This is a genomic window from Ruegeria sp. YTSC106 (genome assembly GCF_059609765.1).
The window spans coordinates 66,175-84,195 of sequence record NZ_JBXWMI010000017.1 but is presented as its reverse complement, the minus strand read 5'-3'; the positions used below and the strand labels follow the sequence as shown (position 1 = coordinate 84,195).

24 protein-coding genes are annotated in these 18,021 nt (G+C 57.4%); 7 read left to right on the top strand and 17 right to left on the bottom strand.

Going from position 1 to position 18,021, the window contains the following annotated elements:
* Positions 1–21: 21 nt before the first annotated feature.
* The 3 genes from AC2FEB_RS19550 to AC2FEB_RS19540 all read left to right on the top strand — a co-directional run bounded on the left by AC2FEB_RS19550 (position 22) and on the right by AC2FEB_RS19540 (position 3,071).
* Positions 22–1,272 (top strand): adenylate/guanylate cyclase domain-containing protein, encoded by a 1,251-nt coding sequence (locus AC2FEB_RS19550; protein ID WP_496675983.1) that lies wholly within the window; start codon positions 22–24, stop codon positions 1,270–1,272.
* A gap of 245 nt (positions 1,273–1,517) precedes the next feature.
* On the top strand, positions 1,518–2,345 hold the full coding sequence (locus AC2FEB_RS19545; protein WP_496675981.1) for a class I SAM-dependent methyltransferase: 828 nt from the start codon (positions 1,518–1,520) through the stop codon (positions 2,343–2,345).
* A 240-nt stretch (positions 2,346–2,585) separates the two neighbouring features.
* Positions 2,586–3,071: a GNAT family N-acetyltransferase gene (locus AC2FEB_RS19540; RefSeq protein WP_496675979.1), complete on the top strand. Its 486-nt coding sequence runs from the start codon at positions 2,586–2,588 to the stop codon at positions 3,069–3,071.
* A 91-nt stretch (positions 3,072–3,162) separates the two neighbouring features.
* On the opposite strand, the gene AC2FEB_RS19535 is transcribed toward AC2FEB_RS19540, so the two are convergent.
* Complete coding sequence (locus AC2FEB_RS19535; protein ID WP_117869926.1) at positions 3,163–3,972, bottom strand: division plane positioning ATPase MipZ; 810 nt, start codon at positions 3,970–3,972, stop codon at positions 3,163–3,165.
* A gap of 217 nt (positions 3,973–4,189) precedes the next feature.
* Here AC2FEB_RS19535 and AC2FEB_RS19530 point away from each other — a divergent pair, with 217 nt between their 5' ends.
* On the top strand, positions 4,190–5,077 hold the full coding sequence (locus AC2FEB_RS19530) for an AEC family transporter (protein ID WP_496675977.1): 888 nt from the start codon (positions 4,190–4,192) through the stop codon (positions 5,075–5,077).
* A 78-nt stretch (positions 5,078–5,155) separates the two neighbouring features.
* A complete protein-coding gene (locus tag AC2FEB_RS19525) occupies positions 5,156–6,751 on the top strand; it encodes an MFS transporter (RefSeq protein WP_496675975.1) in 1,596 nt (531 codons plus the stop codon).
* Positions 6,752–6,759: 8 nt separating this feature from the next.
* Here AC2FEB_RS19525 and AC2FEB_RS19520 read toward each other — a convergent pair whose 3' ends face one another.
* The 3 genes from AC2FEB_RS19520 to rplS form a co-directional block, all read right to left on the bottom strand.
* Positions 6,760–6,987 carry a hypothetical protein gene (locus AC2FEB_RS19520; RefSeq protein WP_117869923.1) on the bottom strand — a complete coding sequence of 76 codons (228 nt, stop codon included), beginning with the start codon at positions 6,985–6,987 and terminating at the stop codon, positions 6,760–6,762.
* A 173-nt stretch (positions 6,988–7,160) separates the two neighbouring features.
* Positions 7,161–7,382 (bottom strand): 50S ribosomal protein L31, encoded by a 222-nt coding sequence (rpmE, locus tag AC2FEB_RS19515; RefSeq protein ID WP_050605278.1) that lies wholly within the window; start codon positions 7,380–7,382, stop codon positions 7,161–7,163.
* An 11-nt stretch (positions 7,383–7,393) separates the two neighbouring features.
* On the bottom strand, positions 7,394–7,777 hold the full coding sequence (rplS, locus tag AC2FEB_RS19510) for a 50S ribosomal protein L19 (protein WP_117869922.1): 384 nt from the start codon (positions 7,775–7,777) through the stop codon (positions 7,394–7,396).
* Positions 7,778–8,147: 370 nt separating this feature from the next.
* Here rplS and AC2FEB_RS19505 point away from each other — a divergent pair, with 370 nt between their 5' ends.
* Positions 8,148–8,948, top strand: coding sequence for a glycoside hydrolase family 25 protein (locus AC2FEB_RS19505; RefSeq protein WP_205511819.1), 801 nt, complete (start codon positions 8,148–8,150; stop codon positions 8,946–8,948).
* On the opposite strand, the gene AC2FEB_RS19500 is transcribed toward AC2FEB_RS19505, so the two are convergent.
* The 12 genes from AC2FEB_RS19500 to ffh all read right to left on the bottom strand — a co-directional run bounded on the left by AC2FEB_RS19500 (position 8,945) and on the right by ffh (position 16,304).
* Positions 8,945–9,370: a hypothetical protein gene (locus tag AC2FEB_RS19500; protein WP_117869920.1), complete on the bottom strand. Its 426-nt coding sequence runs from the start codon at positions 9,368–9,370 to the stop codon at positions 8,945–8,947. The genes AC2FEB_RS19505 and AC2FEB_RS19500 overlap by 4 nt on opposite strands.
* A 133-nt stretch (positions 9,371–9,503) precedes the next feature.
* Complete coding sequence (gene trmD / locus AC2FEB_RS19495; RefSeq protein WP_496884323.1) at positions 9,504–10,313, bottom strand: tRNA (guanosine(37)-N1)-methyltransferase TrmD; 810 nt, start codon at positions 10,311–10,313, stop codon at positions 9,504–9,506.
* The gene (locus AC2FEB_RS19490; protein WP_496884322.1) at positions 10,310–11,125 is read right to left on the bottom strand and encodes a hypothetical protein; all 816 of its coding nucleotides are present in this window, start codon (positions 11,123–11,125) and stop codon (positions 10,310–10,312) included. Before AC2FEB_RS19490 ends, trmD begins: the two co-directional genes overlap by 4 nt.
* Positions 11,125–11,628, bottom strand: coding sequence for a ribosome maturation factor RimM (gene rimM / locus AC2FEB_RS19485; RefSeq protein WP_117869917.1), 504 nt, complete (start codon positions 11,626–11,628; stop codon positions 11,125–11,127). Before rimM ends, AC2FEB_RS19490 begins: the two co-directional genes overlap by 1 nt.
* Entirely contained in the window at positions 11,621–11,770 is a 150-nt protein-coding gene (locus AC2FEB_RS19480) for a hypothetical protein (protein ID WP_162896811.1), read from the bottom strand. The genes rimM and AC2FEB_RS19480 overlap by 8 nt, the downstream gene beginning before the upstream one ends.
* Before the next feature lie 6 nt (positions 11,771–11,776).
* Complete coding sequence (gene bluB / locus AC2FEB_RS19475) at positions 11,777–12,412, bottom strand: 5,6-dimethylbenzimidazole synthase (protein WP_117869916.1); 636 nt, start codon at positions 12,410–12,412, stop codon at positions 11,777–11,779.
* Positions 12,413–12,424: 12 nt separating this feature from the next.
* Positions 12,425–12,805: a 30S ribosomal protein S16 gene (gene rpsP, locus AC2FEB_RS19470; protein ID WP_496675954.1), complete on the bottom strand. Its 381-nt coding sequence runs from the start codon at positions 12,803–12,805 to the stop codon at positions 12,425–12,427.
* 71 nt (positions 12,806–12,876) lie between these two features.
* A complete protein-coding gene (locus tag AC2FEB_RS19465; RefSeq protein ID WP_117869914.1) occupies positions 12,877–13,173 on the bottom strand; it encodes a chorismate mutase in 297 nt (98 codons plus the stop codon).
* Positions 13,170–13,709, bottom strand: a complete 540-nt coding sequence (locus AC2FEB_RS19460; RefSeq protein WP_117869913.1) for a GNAT family N-acetyltransferase — start codon at positions 13,707–13,709, stop codon at positions 13,170–13,172. The genes AC2FEB_RS19465 and AC2FEB_RS19460 overlap by 4 nt, the downstream gene beginning before the upstream one ends.
* Positions 13,706–14,257 (bottom strand): GNAT family N-acetyltransferase, encoded by a 552-nt coding sequence (locus AC2FEB_RS19455; RefSeq protein WP_117869912.1) that lies wholly within the window; start codon positions 14,255–14,257, stop codon positions 13,706–13,708. The genes AC2FEB_RS19460 and AC2FEB_RS19455 overlap by 4 nt, the downstream gene beginning before the upstream one ends.
* Entirely contained in the window at positions 14,254–14,766 is a 513-nt protein-coding gene (locus AC2FEB_RS19450; RefSeq protein ID WP_117869911.1) for a GNAT family N-acetyltransferase, read from the bottom strand. The genes AC2FEB_RS19455 and AC2FEB_RS19450 overlap by 4 nt, the downstream gene beginning before the upstream one ends.
* A 41-nt stretch (positions 14,767–14,807) precedes the next feature.
* The gene (gene ffh / locus AC2FEB_RS19445; RefSeq protein WP_117869910.1) at positions 14,808–16,304 is read right to left on the bottom strand and encodes a signal recognition particle protein; all 1,497 of its coding nucleotides are present in this window, start codon (positions 16,302–16,304) and stop codon (positions 14,808–14,810) included.
* Positions 16,305–16,555: 251 nt separating this feature from the next.
* Between ffh and AC2FEB_RS19440 the strand changes: the two genes are divergently transcribed.
* Positions 16,556–17,443, top strand: coding sequence for a sulfotransferase domain-containing protein (locus AC2FEB_RS19440; RefSeq protein WP_117869909.1), 888 nt, complete (start codon positions 16,556–16,558; stop codon positions 17,441–17,443).
* On the opposite strand, the gene AC2FEB_RS19435 is transcribed toward AC2FEB_RS19440, so the two are convergent.
* Complete coding sequence (locus AC2FEB_RS19435) at positions 17,440–17,964, bottom strand: hypothetical protein (RefSeq protein WP_117869908.1); 525 nt, start codon at positions 17,962–17,964, stop codon at positions 17,440–17,442. The genes AC2FEB_RS19440 and AC2FEB_RS19435 overlap by 4 nt on opposite strands.
* Between the last annotated feature and the right edge of the window lie 57 nt (positions 17,965–18,021).

Here is an 18,021-nt window from a genome sequence, read left to right as displayed (position 1 = left end):
ATGCTTGATACGGACATTAAAATGACCTCGCTAGATTCCGCTTCGGATTCCACACATTCTCTGATCGATTGGTTGGTTAACAAGGGGCTTGAGGGCGCCGGGCAAGAAGAGTTGTTGGAAGGGTTTTGTACCCGATTGGTAGATATGGGTGTTCCGTTGATGCGCTTTCATGCGGCGCAATCGACCCTGCATCCGGTCTATGGCGGCACCGGTTACAGCTGGTACAACGGCGCGGGTGGCGAATCCGAGACGTTTGAATACACGGACACGCCCAGCGAAGTTTGGCAGCGAAGCCCTCTTTATGCGCTGCTAAACGAAGATCTGGATGAAATCCGGGTCAAAATGGTCGAGCACAACGAACCCAGCCGCTTTCCCCTGCTGAACGATCTGCGTGAAATCGGAGCAACCGATTATTATGCCACCGGCCTGTCTTATGAAGGAACGAAACAACTGCGCCCCGACGGCACGAAAAAGGTCAGCGATGGCGTTCTGATGTCCTGGACCTGCGACGCACCGAACGGATTTGAAGACAGCGATCTGAACCGAATACACACTGTACTGCCGCATCTGGGGCTGGCGCTCAAATCCGCAAAGAACCAGGAATTGGCCAAGGATCTGATGCGGGTTTACCTGGGGCGGGATGCCGGTCGCCGGGTTCTGTCGGGTGAAATTCGGCGCGGGTCCTTACAGCAAATCGATGCGGTGATCTGGAATTTCGACCTAGAAGGCTTCACCACGCTGTCCGAAGACCTGCCAGGGCATGAGATCATCGACATGCTGAACGACTATCTGGCTGTTGCCGTGGGTGTGGTGCATGACAAGGGCGGTAACATCCTGAAATTCATGGGCGACGGGCTGATGGCCATGTTCGATGTCGGAGAGATCGACGAAGACGCTCGCGCTGCGCTGAGCGCCGTGCCTTTGTTGCAGTCCCGCATGGATGAACTGAACGCCAAACGCCGTGCGCAAGGCCTGCCTGTGGCAAACTATACGCTGGCGCTACACTCCGGCGAAATTCTCTATGGCAATATCGGGTCCGAGACACGGCTGGACTTCACCGTGATCGGCCCGGCTGTAAACCAGGCCGCCCGCATCGCGGGCATGCACCGGTCTTTGGGTCAGAGGATCCTGATCTCGGACGACGTCGCCCGCGCTGCACGACCCTGCGCACAGGAACTTGTCTCGGTCGGTCGCTACATGCTGCGGGGTGTGAATGAGCCGAAAGAGCTGTTTACGGTATACAGTCCCGGCGAACCATCAGGAACCGAGTGAAACTGCGGCTATTACGTTCAGCATTTCCGAACCTGAAGGACTAGATGGAACGTCTTGGTTTAGCTGGGCATGAGCGGCGGGTTAGCCCGGGCGTTCAAGAATAATGCGGCTTTAATCCAATAGCTGGTTTGTGCTTCCAGCGGAGGTCGTGGCAAGACTGCCGGGAGGCTGTCGTAGGGCGCGAAGAGGGCTTCCATTGGCTTCAGAAAATTGTTGATGCTACGCTGACCTGATTTGGAGGATGCATGACCGACCTCAATGATTTTGAAAAGATGGAGCGCGAAGGCTGGGCCAATCCAGCTATCGCCAAGGGTTATGCAGATGGGTTCGACCGAGCTACGCTCGCTGTGGCGCAAAGGCTTTCGGATGCAGTTTCGGCTGGACCTAAGTCAACGGTTCTTGATCTATGCAGCGGGCATGGTGTGGTCGCTGCAGAACTCACGTCAAGAGGCGCTACTGTAACCGGGCTCGACTTTTCTGCGGCAATGATTTCCCTTGCGCAAGCAGCTGTGCCGGACGCTTCCTTCATTCAAGGAGATGCGATGTCAATGGACTTTGCCGATAACAGCTTTGATGCTGTCACTATTGGTTTCGGCGTACCGCACTTTCCCGATCCCGAACGTGGTTTGGCGGAAGCGGCAAGGGTATTGAGACCGGGAGGGCATATCGCATTTTCAATCTGGAGAGGGAAAGGATCAGATGGAGCATTCGGTTGGTTGTTCGATGCGGTTGGACGTCTGGGCGATCCCTCGGTCACATTGCCCTTCGGACCTGATGCTCATATGCTTGCGGACCGCGCTGCTGCTGAAACTAAAGTCACCAAAGCGGGATTTGCAGAGGTTCAGTTGATCGATGTGCCGTCAGAACTGCATGTGCAGCAACCTGAAGACTTGTTTGATGCCTTTGACCAAGGTGCCGTTCGCGCAGCATCACTTTTGGGAGCGCAGCCAGTCCAAAAACGAGATGCAATTCGCTCTGATCTGGCGGCACGTACTCGCTCTCAAGGTATTAAACACAATGGCGGTTTTCTGGTCCCGGCTCCGTCCGTCATCGTTTCGGCCGTTCGCCGCTGACTTTAGCAAACTCTTTGTGATTATGCGCGTGCAGCGACTGGCAAGTTTGTCCCGCTAGCCGGATTTTGATATCCCCTGAACCTACCGGATGACCTGCTGAAATCGTCAGATGAACAGTTCAAGCCAATTCGGCAGAGGCTGCAATTCGCGCCTTTGTCTGGTTATCGATACGCTTTGCCGGCCGCGAGACAGCTTCGGGTTTCTTAGGCTATATCTCTCCATAACAAGTGGGAGAACTGTATGTGCAAGTTTAGAAATGCCCATGTCGCTGATGCGGATCGCTGCTTCGAAATCGAGACCGCGGCCTACGAAGGTGAAGAGGCTGCGACACACGCCAAAATCTGCAGACGGATTGAGACCTACCCCGATGGCTTTCTGATCCTTGAAGTGGATGGAACGGTCGTTGGCTTTATCAACTGCGGATGCGCTCATGAGGTTGAAATGTCTGACGAGGAGTTCAAGGAACTTATCGGCCACGACCCTGACGCGCCCAATGTGGTCATCATGTCCGTTGTCGTAGACCCGACCGAACAAGGCAAGGGCTATTCAAGGTCTCTGATGGATGAGTTTGTCAGGCGAATGCAGCAGATGAACAAGGCAACGATCCATCTGATGTGCAAAGAGCATCACGTGTCGCTTTACGAGAAGCTGGGCTATAGCTATCTGAGACGGTCTGCCTCCGACCACGGAGGAATGGTATGGCATGAGATGAGTTTGGGACTTTGAAACAAAACTTACTGTATCTCAGCTAAACGGACATATGGTCCTCCAAGCGGAACGGCAACTTTGTCCGCAGAGCGGCCGCCGAAACAGCATATCAGAAATCAATCTCCACACCCGGCAGGTTCAGCTCTTTCATCATGTCGCGCAGCTCCTGACGGGCGGCGATGTTCGAGATGTTCAGCTGTTTGACGCCGATGTCCTTGAGGTCCAGCAGGGTAAGGCCACGGGGAAACAACTCGCGGAAAATAACCCTCTCGGAAAAGCCCGAGGCGACGCGAAAGCCGATGCGCTGCGACAGCATCTCGATCGCGCGCTGCATCTTTTCCTTGTTGACCATGCGTTGTGTACCGACGCGGTTGCGAACGACGACCCAGTCGATGGGCTTTAGTCCAGCCTGCGCCCGCAACTGTCGTGCGTTCCAGACCATCTCGGAATAGACAGAGGGGCCAAGGATCTTCTCGCCCTGCGAGTCGATCCGTGCCAACAGGTCGAAATCAATGAAGCTGTCGTTCAGCGGGGTGATCAGTGTGTCGGCCAGCGAATGCGCCACCTGACTGAGCCGGGTATGAGACCCCGGGCAGTCGATCAGAATAAAGTCGCTGTCGCTTTCCAGTTGGGAAACGGCGGCAGACAGGCGATGGTCATAGATATTCTCGCCCGGTTTCAGCGTGGCGGCATCAATCTCGGGCAGGTCGTGATGGCGCGGGCTTGGCAGAGTCAGGTCCGAGCTTTTCAGGAAGTTGTTGCGGTTCTCGAAATAGCGTCCCAGACTGCGTTGACGCAGGTCCAGATCCAAGGTGCTGACCTTGTGCCCCAATCGGGCCAGTGCGGTTGCCACATGCATCGACACGGTCGATTTGCCTGCGCCACCCTTTTCGTTCCCGACCACAATGATATGTGCCATGCTTGTATTCCCAAGTCTCGCCGTGCTTCACTACACGTTGTTGGTGCCCACTATATGTTGTGTCGACCGCGATGAAAAGAACCTCAAGCGGCGCTTTCGGGCAATATCAGACTCTATTTGGGAAAACCTAACGCAGAACACGGGTTACACAGGGCGCTTGCCAATGCAATGACGCTGATTCACTGTCGAAAAACGGTTTCGGCTAGGAGAATTCTGCTTGGAGCACCTGTTCCTGAACGTATTGAACGTGGTTCTGCCAGTTCTGATCTGCGCCGGTATTGGCTATGTTCTTGCCGTGATTCAGGCCCCATTTGACAACAAGGTCATTGGCGGGATCGTTTCGAAAGTCGGCTATCCGACATTGATCATTTCTCATTTGTCGACCACCAAACTGGCCGTAGGCACGTTTCTTGACATGATGACCGCCGCTGCCCTTGCGGTGGCGGGTTTCGGTGTTTTGGGGTATGTCGCGCTCAGGAGTCTCCGCTTGCCGGTGCGCGCGTTTCTGACACCATTGATGCACGGCAATGTCGGCAACATTGGCCTGCCGATCACTCTGCTGGCGCTGGGTGATGCAGGTATGGCCTACACCATGGCGTTCGTGGTGGTGGTGCTGATCAGCATCTTTACCGTGGGCATGTGGATTCCCGCCGGAGAATTCTCAGCCAGGAAACTGGCGACGTCCCCGATTATTTACGCCGTGGGGTTCTCTCTGATCCTGATGGCGACCGGGCAAAGCCTGCCACAACCGGTCGCAAAGTCCTTTGACATCCTTGGTGGGTTGTCGATCCCTCTCATGCTGCTGACACTGGGGCATACTCTTGCGACGTTGCAGGTGAAAAGCCTGGGCCGTGCTGTTCTGCTGACAGCCTTGCATCTGGCGATGGCCGTTGCAATTGCCAGCGTTCTGATCTGGTTGTTTGGTTTTACGGGAGTGCAACGGGGTGCTCTGATCCTGTGTTGCCTGATGCCTTCATCCGTGGCGACTTATCTGTTTATCGACCAGCATGTTCCGGAATACGGGGCAGATGTGGCCGGGTATATTCTTGTCTCCACGCTCAGCACAATCCTGGTGCTGCCGTTTGCCCTGTCCTACTGGATCTGACGCAGCCCTATGCTCAGGGTCAGAAATCGCTAAACTGATGAATAATCGTATCAAACAATCTTGGTTTGCGAGTGCTTAATGGGCGACGAGACCTCGGCAAATGTATCTCCGCAATCCGGCGCCCGCGTGGTGCTGGCCTTGACGGCAATTTGCATGATGGTCGTGGGGTTTAACACCACTGCTGTGACCACCATCTTGCCCAACCTCAAGGCTGATTTCGATTTGACCCCGTCAGGATTGCAATGGGTGATGGCCGCGTATTCCGTGACCAGCGCGACGCTTGTTTGCATCGTTAGCCGGTTGGGGGACATCACCGGCAAGATGGGTGTTTTTTTCGTTGGCATGATTGTCTTTGCAATCGGGTCAGCCTCGGCCCTGTTTGCGCAGGATGGGGCCATGCTGCTCATCGGGCGCTGCGCGCAAGGTGCAGGCGCGGCGGCGTTGTTTGGCACCTCTTTGTCACTGCTGACGGCAGCCACGCCCGAGGAGCAGCGCGCCAGCGTCACCGGCATCTGGGGCGCGATTGTCGGACTGGCGATTGGTGTAGGGCCTATCGTCGGCGGCGCATTCGGCCACTATGTCAGTTGGCGCGCGGTCTTTGCAGCCGACTTGGTTCTGCTGGCTTTGGCCTTTGCCATCGGTCTGCATGTCAGAAAACGGAAATATGTTCCCGAAACCCGTCTTGCCGACGCAAAGTTCGATTATGCAGGGGCCGTTGCCATACTGTTTTTCCTCGGGCCATTGTCCTTTGCGCTCAGCAATGGGGAAAGCGGTGGGTGGACTTCGCCTCTGACGCTGGTGCCTCTGGGCGTGGCGGCCGTGTCGACAATTGCCCTTGTCATCGTATCCCGCCGCAGCGACGACCCCCTGATCGAGCTTCGGTACTTTCGCCATCCGCGTTATTTGATGGCCGCGGCGGGGATGTTCTTTACCGGCTTCACGCTGTTCTGCTTCTTTGTCTATTTCAATACATTCGTCCAATCGCCCGATGCTTTTGGGTATTCGTCCATCGATGCGGGGCTGGCGATCATGCCGCTCAGCCTCAGCATGTTTGTGATATCTGTCACCGCGCCCCGCTTTCTTGCCCCGTACAGCTTTCAGTGGCCGATAGCGATTGGCCTGGGGGCAATGGCCTGCGGGTTCCTGCTGCTGACGACAACCACGAACACCACGCATTTTTCCGAAATCTGGTGGAAGCTGCTGATCGTCGGGGTCGGGCTGGGCATCTGCTTTTCGCTGTTGCCTCGTCTGGGTCTGCGCCTGTTACCCGAGCAACATGTCGGGCAGGGTTCGGGGGTCATAAACGCCTGTCTCTATTTCGGAGCAACACTTGGCGCCGTGGTCGGAGGTCTGGCTGAAGCAATCACGAAACGCCGCGGTCTGTCCGAGGTGATCGACGCGTTGCCTGCCGGGTCAACCCAGCGCGAGGATCTGGCCCATGCGCTGACACATGGAGCGCCCAGCCAGATACAGCAATTGATCTCGGAGATGGATCCGGCAACGGGAAGTAAATTGGCGAAGGCCCTAAGGGATATGCAGGACAACGCCTTTAACAGTGCCATGATGGTTGCAGCGATCGCGGCGCTGGCCGGGATGACTCTGGCACTCATGCTATTGCGTGGACCAGTTCCCCCTCCCCACAGTGCAGCGGACTTGACGCGCAAACCGCGATAGCCTTGTCCCTAACCTCCGAGGTACACCCCTTTATGAGGACGAAAAAAGACCTTCTGATCGTGCAGCTTGCCCAGAAGTTCGTGAATGCGCCGCAATGTGTCTTCACGGTTGGTCCTGCTGTTCTCTGGTTCGTCCAGTGCAGCTTGTGACAACGAAGCGATCGAACCGCGCAATGCCGTTTCAATCAGATCCATGTCCTCGACCGATAGCTCGATCATGTCGTTGTACTGGGGCATGTCCGGGTCTCCGTGGAAGCTGGGCGTTGGTCACCCGGAGTGTAGCATCACTGAGCCTGTGCCCAAACGCATCTTGTCCGGTTTGTCCGGTGTCGCGTCCATAAGACACATGGAAGCTTACAAAAAAAGGCCGCCCCCAAGGGACGGCCTTTCGAATTCGCAACCAGTCAGACTTAGAAGCCCAGACCTTCGTATTTCTTTTTGAACTTCGACACGCGGCCGCCAGCGTCCATCAGGCGCGACGAGCCACCGGTCCATGCTGGATGCACGGAGGGGTCGATTTCCAGAGCCAGCTGATCGCCTTCGGCGCCCCAGGTGGACTTCATCTGAACCACGGTGCCATCGGTCATTTTGACGTCGATGACGTGATAATCGGGATGGATGTCTTTTTTCATCTTTCCGTTCCTTACGCTTCGGCGCCAGCCTTGGGCTTGTAGTTGGTGACTTCTGCGATACGCGCGGATTTACCACGGCGCGAGCGCAGATAGTACAGTTTGGCGCGGCGAACGCGGCCACGGCGGACAACGGTGATGCTGTCGATGTTGGTCGAATACAGCGGGAACACACGTTCCACGCCTTCGCCAAACGAAATCTTGCGAACGGTGAACGAACCGGCAATGCCATTGCCGTTGTTGCGCGCGATGCAGACGCCTTCATAGTTCTGCACACGGGTGCGCGACCCTTCGGTCACCTTATAGCCGACACGGATGGTGTCACCCGCTTTGAAGTCGGGGATGTCTTTCCCCAGGGCGGCAATCTGTTCCGCCTCAAGCTGTGCGATAAGATCCATCGCAGGTACTCCTATATGCTCGTGGTTGGTCCACGAAGTTTGGGCACGGCCTGAGAGCTCTTGGTCTTCACCGGGTCCTGCATGCAGCCCGCCAGAGGTCAGATCGAATGTTCCTTTGGTCTGGTTTGATCTGACACATCCCCGCCGAAGAAAGCCGAGCTTCAAGCCATGAATCAAACCAAAACACCGGAGTCGCAGAATGCGGCACCGGATTGCGGTCGTTTAAGGGTATTGTGTGCCGGGATCAAGGACAAATCGTATGGCGAAGCAGTGGGAATCCGCCTTTCGAAAATCCCACCGTTGCCACAGCAGTCAGATCAGGCATTCTGAAGGGAATTGAAAGAGCAGAAATTTCAGACAGGACCCCATGATGCGAATTGGACTTATGCTGACGATTGCAGCCGCTTTGCTTATGTCGTGTGGACGCGGCGGCCCGAAACCGCAGGTCGTGGAGCCCACGCCGGGCGTGGACAGGACAGCACCGTCCGTAATCTATCCTGATTTTGGTGACGCCGATCCACATGACTGGGAGGGCCGTCACCCTGGCTTGTATCCGATCCACGGGCTTGACGTCTCGCGCTGGCAGGGACCGATAGACTGGCGCACGGCCAAAGCTTCGGGCGTAAGCTTTGCGTTTCTGAAAGCAACCGAAGGCGGCGATGTGGCGGATCCATTATTCGACGACCACAGGCGCGGTGCTCAGGCAGCGGGCGTGCCGTGGGGGGCTTATCACTACTATTATTTCTGCCGATCGGCCCGGGAACAGGCACGTTGGTTCATTCAGAACGTCCCGAAAGGGGCAGATCTGCCGCATGTTCTTGACATGGAGTGGACGCCGCATTCCAAGACCTGCACGTTGCGGCCCGATGGCAGAACTGTCCGCGCCGAAGCGCAGCGCTTTTTGGACATTCTCGAACGGCATTATGGTCGGCGTCCGATCGTCTACACGACAGTGGATTTCTTTGCGGATACGGATATCGGGCGTTTGCCCAAAACCGAGTTCTGGTTGCGATCCGTCGCAGGCCATCCGCGTCAGGTCTATCCCCGCACGGTCTGGCGGTTTTGGCAATACACCGGCACCGGGCTGGTGCCGGGGGTTCAGGGTAGGGTGGACATCAACACGTTCAACGGCACCCCAGAGACTTGGGCCAGCTGGAAAGCGCGGCGCTAGTTTTGTGATGTTCCGTAGGTTTCGATAGTGCCGCCCCCGACCAGGTGGTCCAGCCGCCGTTCGCGTTCATCACCAAAGGCGTTTCGCACCCAGAACGACTCACCCGCGGTCAGTTCGCGCCGCTCGAAACCGCGTGCGCGTAGGCAGCGATCAACCTGATCGATTTCGCCCTGTTGCCGCAGCTCGTCCTGAAATGGCGCGGTGACGGCAGGCCCGATGATGATGCCCCAAAGCAGGATATTGGTTGCATAACCGCCGATTACGGCGCTGTTGCCGCCCTCGTCAGCTTCCTGAGAGCAGGAATCAACGGCAACCTTCGCAGAGTGCAGATTATGACCGGCTTGCGTCGGAACGGACATCCCAAGCGGTTTGGTGGTACAGGCGGAGGCAACCAATAAAGTGCCAAGCAGTAGCTTTTTCATAGTAACTTCAGTTTCACTTCTTTTTATCCCAAACCCCATGTAACCTAAGAGCGAATACATTGAGGTGTGATCAACTAAAACTGGCAATCTGACAAACCTAGAACCTTCGGCAACCCGGCCACATCATGCGGGCTTAGTCCTGAGATTCGGAGTTGGTTTTGACATACTCTGCCCAGATATCAGGGCGCCGTTCGCGCGTGATTTCTTCTGCCATTTTATGGCGCCACCCCGCGATCCGGCCATGATGGCCCGACATCAGAATCTCGGGGATCGGGTGTCCTTTCCAATCTGCCGGACGGGTATATTGGGGGTGCTCCAGCAGACCCGAGGCAAAACTTTCCTCTTCGGTCGAAGCCTGATTTCCAAGAACTCCGGGAATCAGCCGTACTGTGGCATCAATCAGGGCTTGTGCCGCAATTTCGCCGCCGGTCATGACGAAATCACCCAACGACACCTCTTGCACGCCATAATGTTCCAAAACGCGCTCGTCCACGCCTTCAAAACGACCGCACAGAAGGGTAATGCCGTCACAACGGGCAAGATTCTGCATCATGCGCTGATCCATGCGGCGCCCGCGCGGGCTGAGGTAGATCAGCGGCCAGTTCCCTTGAACACCTGCCATCGCATGCTCGATCGCGTCACCCAGAACATCGGCCCGCAGAACCATTCCGGCGCCACCCCCGGCCGGGGTGTCATCAACGTTGCGATGTTTGCCTATACCGAACTGTCGCAGATCCACTGTTTCCAGTTGCCATAGCCCTTCCTGCAAGGCCTTGCCTGTCAGGCTTTCGCCAAGAACACCGGGAAAGGCGGACGGGAACAGAGTGATGATCTTGGTTTTCCAGACCCCGTGCAGGTCAGGACTCGGCGTCATCAGCTCGCGTGGTTTCAGGGCAGGACGGATTGCCTTACGGCCATGGGATCTGCTGGGTTTCTCTGTCATGTCTGGCGGGCCAGTTCGTTCTGTGCGGAGTGAATCAGTGCTTTCTTCTGGGCGATCATGGCGGTTTCGTCCAGCGAGGAACGGTTCAGAGCCAGGATTTCCAGCAGCACATCGTCGGAAAATGCAGACGTGCTATGTGCAGGCCCGACAAGCTGTGCCGATTGTTCGGGCGGCAGGTTCAGAAATTCGGCCAACGGCGCACCTGCACCAAAGCGGTGGTTCTGCAACGCCTCCATCCATTCCGTTCGGACTGTGACAGACGGCAGCCGGTTCCTGACGGCGTCGGCGGTTTCCTGAAGGGATGGCAAATGGGCAAGGTCGGTCGAAAAAGTGTCCAAGTCCTGCACCATGCGTGATTTCTGCAAGTCATGGGCCCACAGGCTCCGCAGCCATTGATCGCGGTTGCGCAAGGACATGTAGATCGTGATGTCGGTCTTGTTGCCCAGGAACCGACGCCGAACGACGCTGACCAGAGTTTCCGCCAGTTCCGGTGCGGCCCCGTAACCTTCATGCTTATTCCTGCTGGGGCGCAAGCCTGCGAAGTTTTCTTCGCTCAGGATCAACCCCCGGTATGCACCGAAGTGCAGCTTGTCGAGAAACGCGTGCAGGTGACTCCCAAAACCCGCCAGGGTTGCATCCAGCCGATAAAGCGAATGACGCGTGGCCATCTCGCTTAAGCCGCAGTTGCGTGTTTTATAGGGAAGAACCAATGCGAAGCGGGGCCAGATCAGTTTCCGGTTTTCATGAAGGAAGGACTGTGCTGCGGTCATGCCTGTCTTGTGCAGGCCCAGATGCAACAGGACCCGACGCATCAGATCAGGCCTTCGGGCGGGTCGGCTACGATACGGCCTTGCTCCAAGTCCACTGTGGGTACAACTTGCATCGTGAAAGGTAGCAAAACCGTGGTTTTCAAGCCCGGCCCGTGCAATTCCAACAAGTCTGTCGCTCCATGGTTCTGCACGGATTTGACCTTGCCCAAAAGGGTGCCGCCGGTGTCATAGACGTCCAGCCCGATCAGATCGTTGTGGTAGAACTCGTCATCGGGCAGCGAAGGCAACTGGTCGCGCCTCGCAAAAAGGCGCAAACCATTCAGGGCATCCGCCTGTTCCTTGGTCTCAACGCCACCAAGGCGGGCCGCGAACCCGTTCTTGATCGTGCGCGTCAATACCACCGGATAACGTTCTTTGCCCGCTTCATCGGTCAGCGGCGAATAGGCCTCGATATCTTCGGGAACGGCGCAAAAACTCTTCAGTCGCACCTCACCTCGCACGCCATAAGACCCCGCAACTCTGCCGACGCAGATCAGATCACTCATTGGCTGCCCCTGTCGTCAAACATATCCCGTTTCTCCATTCGCCAAGCCCATTGCAGGCTTCGCGCTGGTTGTTGCGCTCAAAGAACACGCCTACAATAAAGGCGATCAGCAGCAGAATGGGAAGTCGTATCAATCCGAACATGAGGTCTTACCGTGTTTCGATCATCAGGCCCTGTGCCCGGTTTTCCCAGCCGACCTGTTCCAGTTCAGGCATGTCCGACATCTGCTCTGGCCTGCCAACACAGAAATAACCAATCAGACGCCAGGTCTCGGGAGCATTCAGATCGCGCATCATCTGGTCGGGATCCAGTATAGAAACCCAACCCAGCCCCAGCCCTTCCACGCGAAGTGAAAGCCAGAACAGGGTGATCGCGGACACGACAGAATAGCGCCGCATCTCGGGCATCGTACCGGCGCCAAGTCCCAGTCCCTTTTCGGTGCCGTCGTCGCAGAAGACGGCTAGCTGCACAGGCGCTTCTTGCATCCCGGACAGCTTCAGGCTGCTGTACAGCTGCGCCTTGTCACCCGAGTACCCAGCCAAAGCGTGGTCATTGGCGGTTCGAAAATTCTTCAGCGCTGCGGCCCGAGCCGCTTCGCTTTCGACGCGGATCACGCGCCAGGGTTCGCTGAGCCCCACCGAAGGGGCCAGTCGAAATGCGTCGAGGCAGCGCGCCAGCACTGCCTCGTCAATCGCCTCGGAGCGGAACCGGCGCACATCACGCCGGAGCCGCAACAACAGGTCGAACTGCGTGCGAAAATCGTCAGAAAAAGTTTGATCTTGCACGCGTCCGCCTGCTTATTCTTCTGCGGCGGCTTCTTCAGCCGGTGCAGCAGCCGCTTCAGCCGCCTTTGCCGCCTTTTCTTCCGCGCGCTCCTGGGCTTTCTTGCCCGGGGTGCCCTTGTTGGGGTTGTTGCGCTCTGCCTTATCTTTGGCACCGGCTGCTTCCAGCATACGAGCGATACGGTCGGTGGGCTGTGCGCCCTGATCCAGCCAGTACTGGATGCGCTCCATGTTCATTTTCACGCGCTCTTCGCTGTCTTTCGGCAGCAGCGGGTTGTAGGTGCCCAGTTTCTCGATGAAACGGCCATCGCGAGGCATACGGCTGTCAGCCGCAACGATGCGATAGAAGGGACGTTTTTTCGAGCCGCCGCGGGCGAGACGAATTTTCATTGCCATGGTGGTATCTCCTTTGAATGGCGTATCCGGCGTGGGTGCCGGTTAGTTCTGGTGTTTGTTGAACCGGAGGTTCACTCTTGATGCTTCCGGTGGTGTCGGATGACTTCCTGAATGATGAAGTTCAGGAAAGCCTTGGCGAAGTCGGGATCCAGATCGGCTTCATTCGCCAGGTCTTCTAACCGTGCGATCTGCGCAGCTTCGCGCGAGGGATCGGACGGGGGAAGGTCGTGTGCGGCCTTGAGCTTGCCAACGGCCTGCGTGTGCTTGAACCGCTCGCCCAGCGTATAGACGAGGATCGCGTCCAGTCGGTCGATGCTTTCGCGATGCTCTTTCAACAGCGTGGCAGCCTGTGTCACGGGGTTGGTCATTGGCCGGTCCTCTCGGTGGTCAAGTCTATCTGCGGGTGGCGCCAGATCTGAGCGTGCTTGCCCAGAAGTTCGGCATTCTCAAGCTCAAGCGTGGCACCAAGCCGTTCAGCCAAGGCGCGCGAACGATCATTGGCATGAGCTATGTATGAGATCACGCCGTTCAGGCCCTGATGTCGTGCAGCGTACGCGCGCGCAGCCTGGGCGGCTTCAAAGGCCAGCCCTTTACCTTCGGCTTCTTCCAGCAAGGTCCAGCCCAATTCCGGTTCCGCCCAGCCCGGCACGTAGATCATTCCGGCCCAGCCAACGAATGCCCCGCCAGCCTTTTCGGTCAGGTGCCAAAGGCCATAACCTCGCAGCGCCCAATGACCCAGTCGGTTCGACAATGAGTTCCAACATTCGAACGCATCCCTGGGGCCACCCACCATATGGCTGCGCTCGGTTGCGAAGAACACGGTCATCGCGGGCAGGTCATCCAGATGCGGGGCGCGCAGGATCAGGCGTTCGGTTTCAATGGTGGGGATGGTGAAAGAGGTCATGCGTAAGCCTCCATTCCGCCATTCACCAGATCCGAGGGTGCCGGGTGCCGCCAGATTTCGGACTTTCCGAACTTGGGGTGGTCATAGTGATACTCGAACTGCGCGCCCAGACGCTTGGCCACGGCCTTGCTGGCGTGATTGTCCAGGTCGATCAGTGAGATCGCGGTTTCCCAACTCAATACATCATAGGCATAGGTGCGTGCAGTCAGCGCGGCCTCGGTCGCATAACCTTTGCCGGTGGCATGGTTCAACAGGGTCCAACCTATCTCGGGTTCCGGCCAGCCTTCTGGAAACCAAAGTCCGATCCGCCCGACATAGGTGCCGGTGTCCTTTTCATCGACGCTCCAATACCCATAGCCGCGCATGGCCCAGTGACCCAGCAGCGAGGCAACCACCCGCCATACCTCATCCTTGCGCAGAGGACCGCCGACGAACTTCGCGGCTTCGCTGGCAAAGAAGGCAGTGTCCGCGTTGACATCAGCCTCGGACGGCGCGCGCATGATCAGGCGTTCGGTTTCCAGCGTCGGGATTGGCATCGCGAATGTCATTCCTGCCCCTCGCTGTACCGCCAGACATGCTGGGTTGGTCCAAAGGTGCTTTCTGCATTGGCATCACGCGCTGCGCCCAGTCGTTGTGCAAGCGCGTTCGAACGGGTGTTGGATTGCGAAACGTAGCTTACAAACTGCCCGGATCCGAGCAGGTCAAATCCGAAATCACGTACGGCGGCGCATGCCTCGGTGGCAAAGCCCTGCATGCGGTGTTCAGCGCTGAACATATAGCCAAGTTCCGGTTCGTGATCGTCCCATTCCAGGCCCAGAACGACGAAGCCAATTGCGCGATCATCACCCTTGAGCGTGACCGAGAACAGCCCGTGACCATGCAGAAGCCAGCCCGAGGTATAATAGGAAAACTCGGTCCACGCGTCTTGCGCGGTATCACCAAAGCTGTCGTTGCAGATCGACGTCCACACCGGCAGGTCGTCCAGGGTGGGCACACGCAGAACCAGCCGCCGGGTCTGAATGACCGGCAGGGCTGCGCGATATTGCGCTGCTGCCATCGCCGCCTTTCCGGACGGGGGCTGGGTGCAGCGTGCTGGCGTCACTTTTTCTTTCCGAACCCGCTTAGGCCCTGTGGCAGACCCATGCCGCCGGCCAGACCGGGCATCTTGCCGCCCATGGCCTTGGCCGCCTGCTCCAACGCTTTGGGATCCATTCCTGCGGCCATGTCCTCGGGGCTGGGGCCGCCTTTGCCGAACATGCCTTTCATGGCCTGTTTCAGCATTTTGCCTTTGCCCATCTTGCCCATCTTCTTCATCATGTCCGACATCTGCCGGTGCATCTTGAGCAGCTTGTTGAGGTCGCTGACCTCCATCCCGGAACCCGCCGCGATGCGCTTTTTGCGGCTGGCTTGCAGCAGTTGCGGGTTGGCGCGTTCGCGCTTGGTCATGGATTGGATCATGGCGATCTGCTGGCGCAGAATCCTGTCGTCCAGTCCGGCCTGATCCATCTGTTTGGCCATCTTGCCCATGCCCGGCATCATGCCCATCATGCCCTGCATGCCACCCATCTGGATCATCTGTTCCAGCTGCATTTTCAGGTCGTTCATGTTGAACTGACCCTTGACCATGCGCTTCATCATGCGCTCGGTCTGTTCCATCTCCATCGTTTCCTGGGCTTTTTCGACCAGGGCAACAATGTCGCCCATGCCCAGAATACGACCGGCAATCCGGTCCGGCTCGAAAGTTTCGAGCGCGTCCATCTTCTCGCCCAGACCGACGAAGCGGATCGGTTTGCCGGTCACGGCGCGCATCGACAGTGCCGCACCGCCGCGCCCGTCACCGTCCATCCGTGTCAGGACCACGCCCGAGATACCGACCTTGGCGTCAAACTCCTCGGCCACCTCGACGGCGACCTGACCGGTCAGGCCGTCGACGACCAGCAGCGTCTCACGCGGGTCGACCACGTTGCGGACCTGCTCGACCTCGTTCATCAGAACCTCGTCGATATGCAGACGACCCGCGGTATCCAGCATATAGACGTCGTAGCCGCCCAGCGTCGCCTGTTGCTTGGCGCGCTTGGCAATGTCTACCGGTTTCTGGCCCGGCACGATCGGCAGAGTGTCTACACCAACCTGCGTGCCCAGAACGGCCAACTGATCCATCGCCGCCGGGCGATAGACGTCCAGCGAGGCCATCAGGACCTTCTTGCCCTCTTTCTCTTTCAGGCGTTTGGCAAGCTTGCCGGTGGTCGTCGTTTTACCAGAGCCCTGCAAGCCGACCATCAGGATCGGCGCGGGCGGGTTGTCGATCTTCAGCGCACCCGGGTCTTCCTCGCCACGCAGGGTGTCAACCAAAGCGTCATGCACGATCTTGACGACCTGCTGGCCGGGTGTGATCGACTTGGTAACAGCCTGACCGGTCGCCTGTTCCTGCACCTTCTTGACGAATTCCCTTGCAACCGGCAGCGAGACGTCAGCCTCCAGCAGGGCAACCCGCACTTCGCGCAGGGCGGTTTTGACGTCTTCCTCGGACAGGGCGCCCTGTTTGGTCAGCCGGTCGAAGACACCAGAGAGGCGTTCGGATAGATTTTCAAACATGCCTTCGGCCTCCTTAGCCGGTTATCTCGTGGCGCTTCTTAGATAAGAAACACCGGTTAAATGCACAATTGCCCCCACGGGCGAAACTCGCTGGTGGGGGGCGATCCCTGAACGACTCAAGGGACCGGAAGATCAGACGCTTCCGGATGTTGTGGCGTCATCTACGCCGATGGACTGCCCGAGTCAAGGTGGGCCCTAGGTAAACGCACCGCGCGTGGTGTAATCTGGATGTACCAAGTCCAGGGGGCGCTATGAAGGACAATCTTCCGCAAAGAACGAACGAGTATGTCGGACAAGTCACCAACACAGACATCTGGTCCAGTTTCGATATCCGCCCAGACGATATCTTTGTCTGCACACCGCCCAAGTGTGGAACAACATGGACGCAGACGCTGGTTCGGATGCTGATCACCGGTAGAGCGGATCCTGCAGTTTATGACAACAAGGTCTCGCCATGGTTGGACGCTGGATTCAGGGATCAGGAAGAACAAGCCTCTCAGTTGGAGGCGCAGACGCATCGGCGCTGCATCAAGACTCATACGCCTTTGGACGGGATCACTTATTCACCAGATGCGACTTATCTTGTGGTGCATCGCCACCCGGTTGACGTGCATTTCTCGCTTCGAAATCATGTTGCCAATATGAAGGAAGACTGGCTGGACTATCTGTTTCCCGATGATTTGTCCGAGGCGTTTGCGATGTTTCTGGAACGGCCCGCATCGTCCAAGGGCACGGATGATCTGTCTCTCAGATCGATCATTCATCACTTTCGATCCTTCTGGGGTTACCGGCAGCTGCCCAATATTCACTTTCTGCACTATGCAGAACTCAGTCGTGACCTGCCGGGTCAGGTGGCCCGGATAGCCCGGATTTCAGATATCAATATCGATCCAAAACTGGTCAACGATATCGCCGAGGCAGGCAGCTTCGGTTCGATGAAAAACAATGCCGAACGCGCGGCACAAGCGCCGGGCTTCCAAACTGTCTTCCACGACTACGCGCAGTTCTTTGCCTCAGGAACCAGCGAGAAATGGGAAGGCAAGTTAACGGCGGAAGACATGGGGCGTTACGGTGCCTGTATGTCCGAGTTAGTTTCACCCGAGGAACGCTTGTGGCTGGAACGCGGCTTGGCCCCTTAACCCGCCCCGACTTCACGACGGTCTTGCCCGAGCTTCGATGGAAGCCAGTCATTTACGGCATCAGCCAACCGATGAGAACCAGACCCGCTGGAAAATGCTTCGACAATGGGATGGCGACCGGCGCTCATCCCTTTCTCAAGAACAAGGACCGGGCGATACAGCGTCGAGGTGCCGTTTTTGCCGCGGGATGTCGTGCTTTCGACTTCAGCGTGGGACAGGTTGGACAGCGTGTGTTCAACCGCTTCATAGCCAAAGACGGATTGGCGGCGGATCAGGATACTGTCCTTCCTCCTGTCCAGAATGATCTGAACCCGTCTTACAAAAGCGCAAAAGGCACCAAAGCCAAGACCACCTCCGCCCAGGGCGAAGATCAGGCCGAACCAGATGCCTTCGCCGCCCGTGCTCATCAGGAAAATACCGGAACCGACAAAGGCCAGAATGAAAATGACCAGCATGATACCGATGAACCAGGGCGTATTGGCGATGATCAGTTGGTTCGGGGTGTCTCGGGTCACTTTCATGGCGGTACGCTAGCACCGTTCCAACATCCTGTTCCAGTTTGATTTGCCCGCGCCTTG

What these genes read in the sequence shown, in the direction of transcription:
- AC2FEB_RS19550 (WP_496675983.1), top strand. Translation starts at nt 22, where the DNA reads ATGACCTCGCTAGATTCCGCTTCGGATTCCACACATTCTCTGATCGAT.
- AC2FEB_RS19545 (WP_496675981.1), top strand. Translation starts at nt 1,518, where the DNA reads ATGACCGACCTCAATGATTTTGAAAAGATGGAGCGCGAAGGCTGGGCC.
- AC2FEB_RS19540 (WP_496675979.1), top strand. Translation starts at nt 2,586, where the DNA reads ATGTGCAAGTTTAGAAATGCCCATGTCGCTGATGCGGATCGCTGCTTC.
- AC2FEB_RS19535 (WP_117869926.1), bottom strand. Translation starts at nt 3,972, where the DNA reads ATGGCACATATCATTGTGGTCGGGAACGAAAAGGGTGGCGCAGGCAAA.
- AC2FEB_RS19525 (WP_496675975.1), top strand. Translation starts at nt 5,156, where the DNA reads ATGGGCGACGAGACCTCGGCAAATGTATCTCCGCAATCCGGCGCCCGC.
- AC2FEB_RS19520 (WP_117869923.1), bottom strand. Translation starts at nt 6,987, where the DNA reads ATGCCCCAGTACAACGACATGATCGAGCTATCGGTCGAGGACATGGAT.
- rpmE (WP_050605278.1), bottom strand. Translation starts at nt 7,382, where the DNA reads ATGAAAAAAGACATCCATCCCGATTATCACGTCATCGACGTCAAAATG.
- rplS (WP_117869922.1), bottom strand. Translation starts at nt 7,777, where the DNA reads ATGGATCTTATCGCACAGCTTGAGGCGGAACAGATTGCCGCCCTGGGG.
- AC2FEB_RS19505 (WP_205511819.1), top strand. Translation starts at nt 8,148, where the DNA reads ATGCGAATTGGACTTATGCTGACGATTGCAGCCGCTTTGCTTATGTCG.
- AC2FEB_RS19500 (WP_117869920.1), bottom strand. Translation starts at nt 9,370, where the DNA reads ATGAAAAAGCTACTGCTTGGCACTTTATTGGTTGCCTCCGCCTGTACC.
- trmD (WP_496884323.1), bottom strand. Translation starts at nt 10,313, where the DNA reads ATGACAGAGAAACCCAGCAGATCCCATGGCCGTAAGGCAATCCGTCCT.
- AC2FEB_RS19490 (WP_496884322.1), bottom strand. Translation starts at nt 11,125, where the DNA reads ATGCGTCGGGTCCTGTTGCATCTGGGCCTGCACAAGACAGGCATGACC.
- rimM (WP_117869917.1), bottom strand. Translation starts at nt 11,628, where the DNA reads ATGAGTGATCTGATCTGCGTCGGCAGAGTTGCGGGGTCTTATGGCGTG.
- AC2FEB_RS19480 (WP_162896811.1), bottom strand. Translation starts at nt 11,770, where the DNA reads ATGTTCGGATTGATACGACTTCCCATTCTGCTGCTGATCGCCTTTATT.
- rpsP (WP_496675954.1), bottom strand. Translation starts at nt 12,805, where the DNA reads ATGGCAATGAAAATTCGTCTCGCCCGCGGCGGCTCGAAAAAACGTCCC.
- AC2FEB_RS19465 (WP_117869914.1), bottom strand. Translation starts at nt 13,173, where the DNA reads ATGACCAACCCCGTGACACAGGCTGCCACGCTGTTGAAAGAGCATCGC.
- AC2FEB_RS19460 (WP_117869913.1), bottom strand. Translation starts at nt 13,709, where the DNA reads ATGACCTCTTTCACCATCCCCACCATTGAAACCGAACGCCTGATCCTG.
- AC2FEB_RS19455 (WP_117869912.1), bottom strand. Translation starts at nt 14,257, where the DNA reads ATGACATTCGCGATGCCAATCCCGACGCTGGAAACCGAACGCCTGATC.
- AC2FEB_RS19450 (WP_117869911.1), bottom strand. Translation starts at nt 14,766, where the DNA reads ATGGCAGCAGCGCAATATCGCGCAGCCCTGCCGGTCATTCAGACCCGG.
- ffh (WP_117869910.1), bottom strand. Translation starts at nt 16,304, where the DNA reads ATGTTTGAAAATCTATCCGAACGCCTCTCTGGTGTCTTCGACCGGCTG.
- AC2FEB_RS19440 (WP_117869909.1), top strand. Translation starts at nt 16,556, where the DNA reads ATGAAGGACAATCTTCCGCAAAGAACGAACGAGTATGTCGGACAAGTC.
- AC2FEB_RS19435 (WP_117869908.1), bottom strand. Translation starts at nt 17,964, where the DNA reads ATGAAAGTGACCCGAGACACCCCGAACCAACTGATCATCGCCAATACG.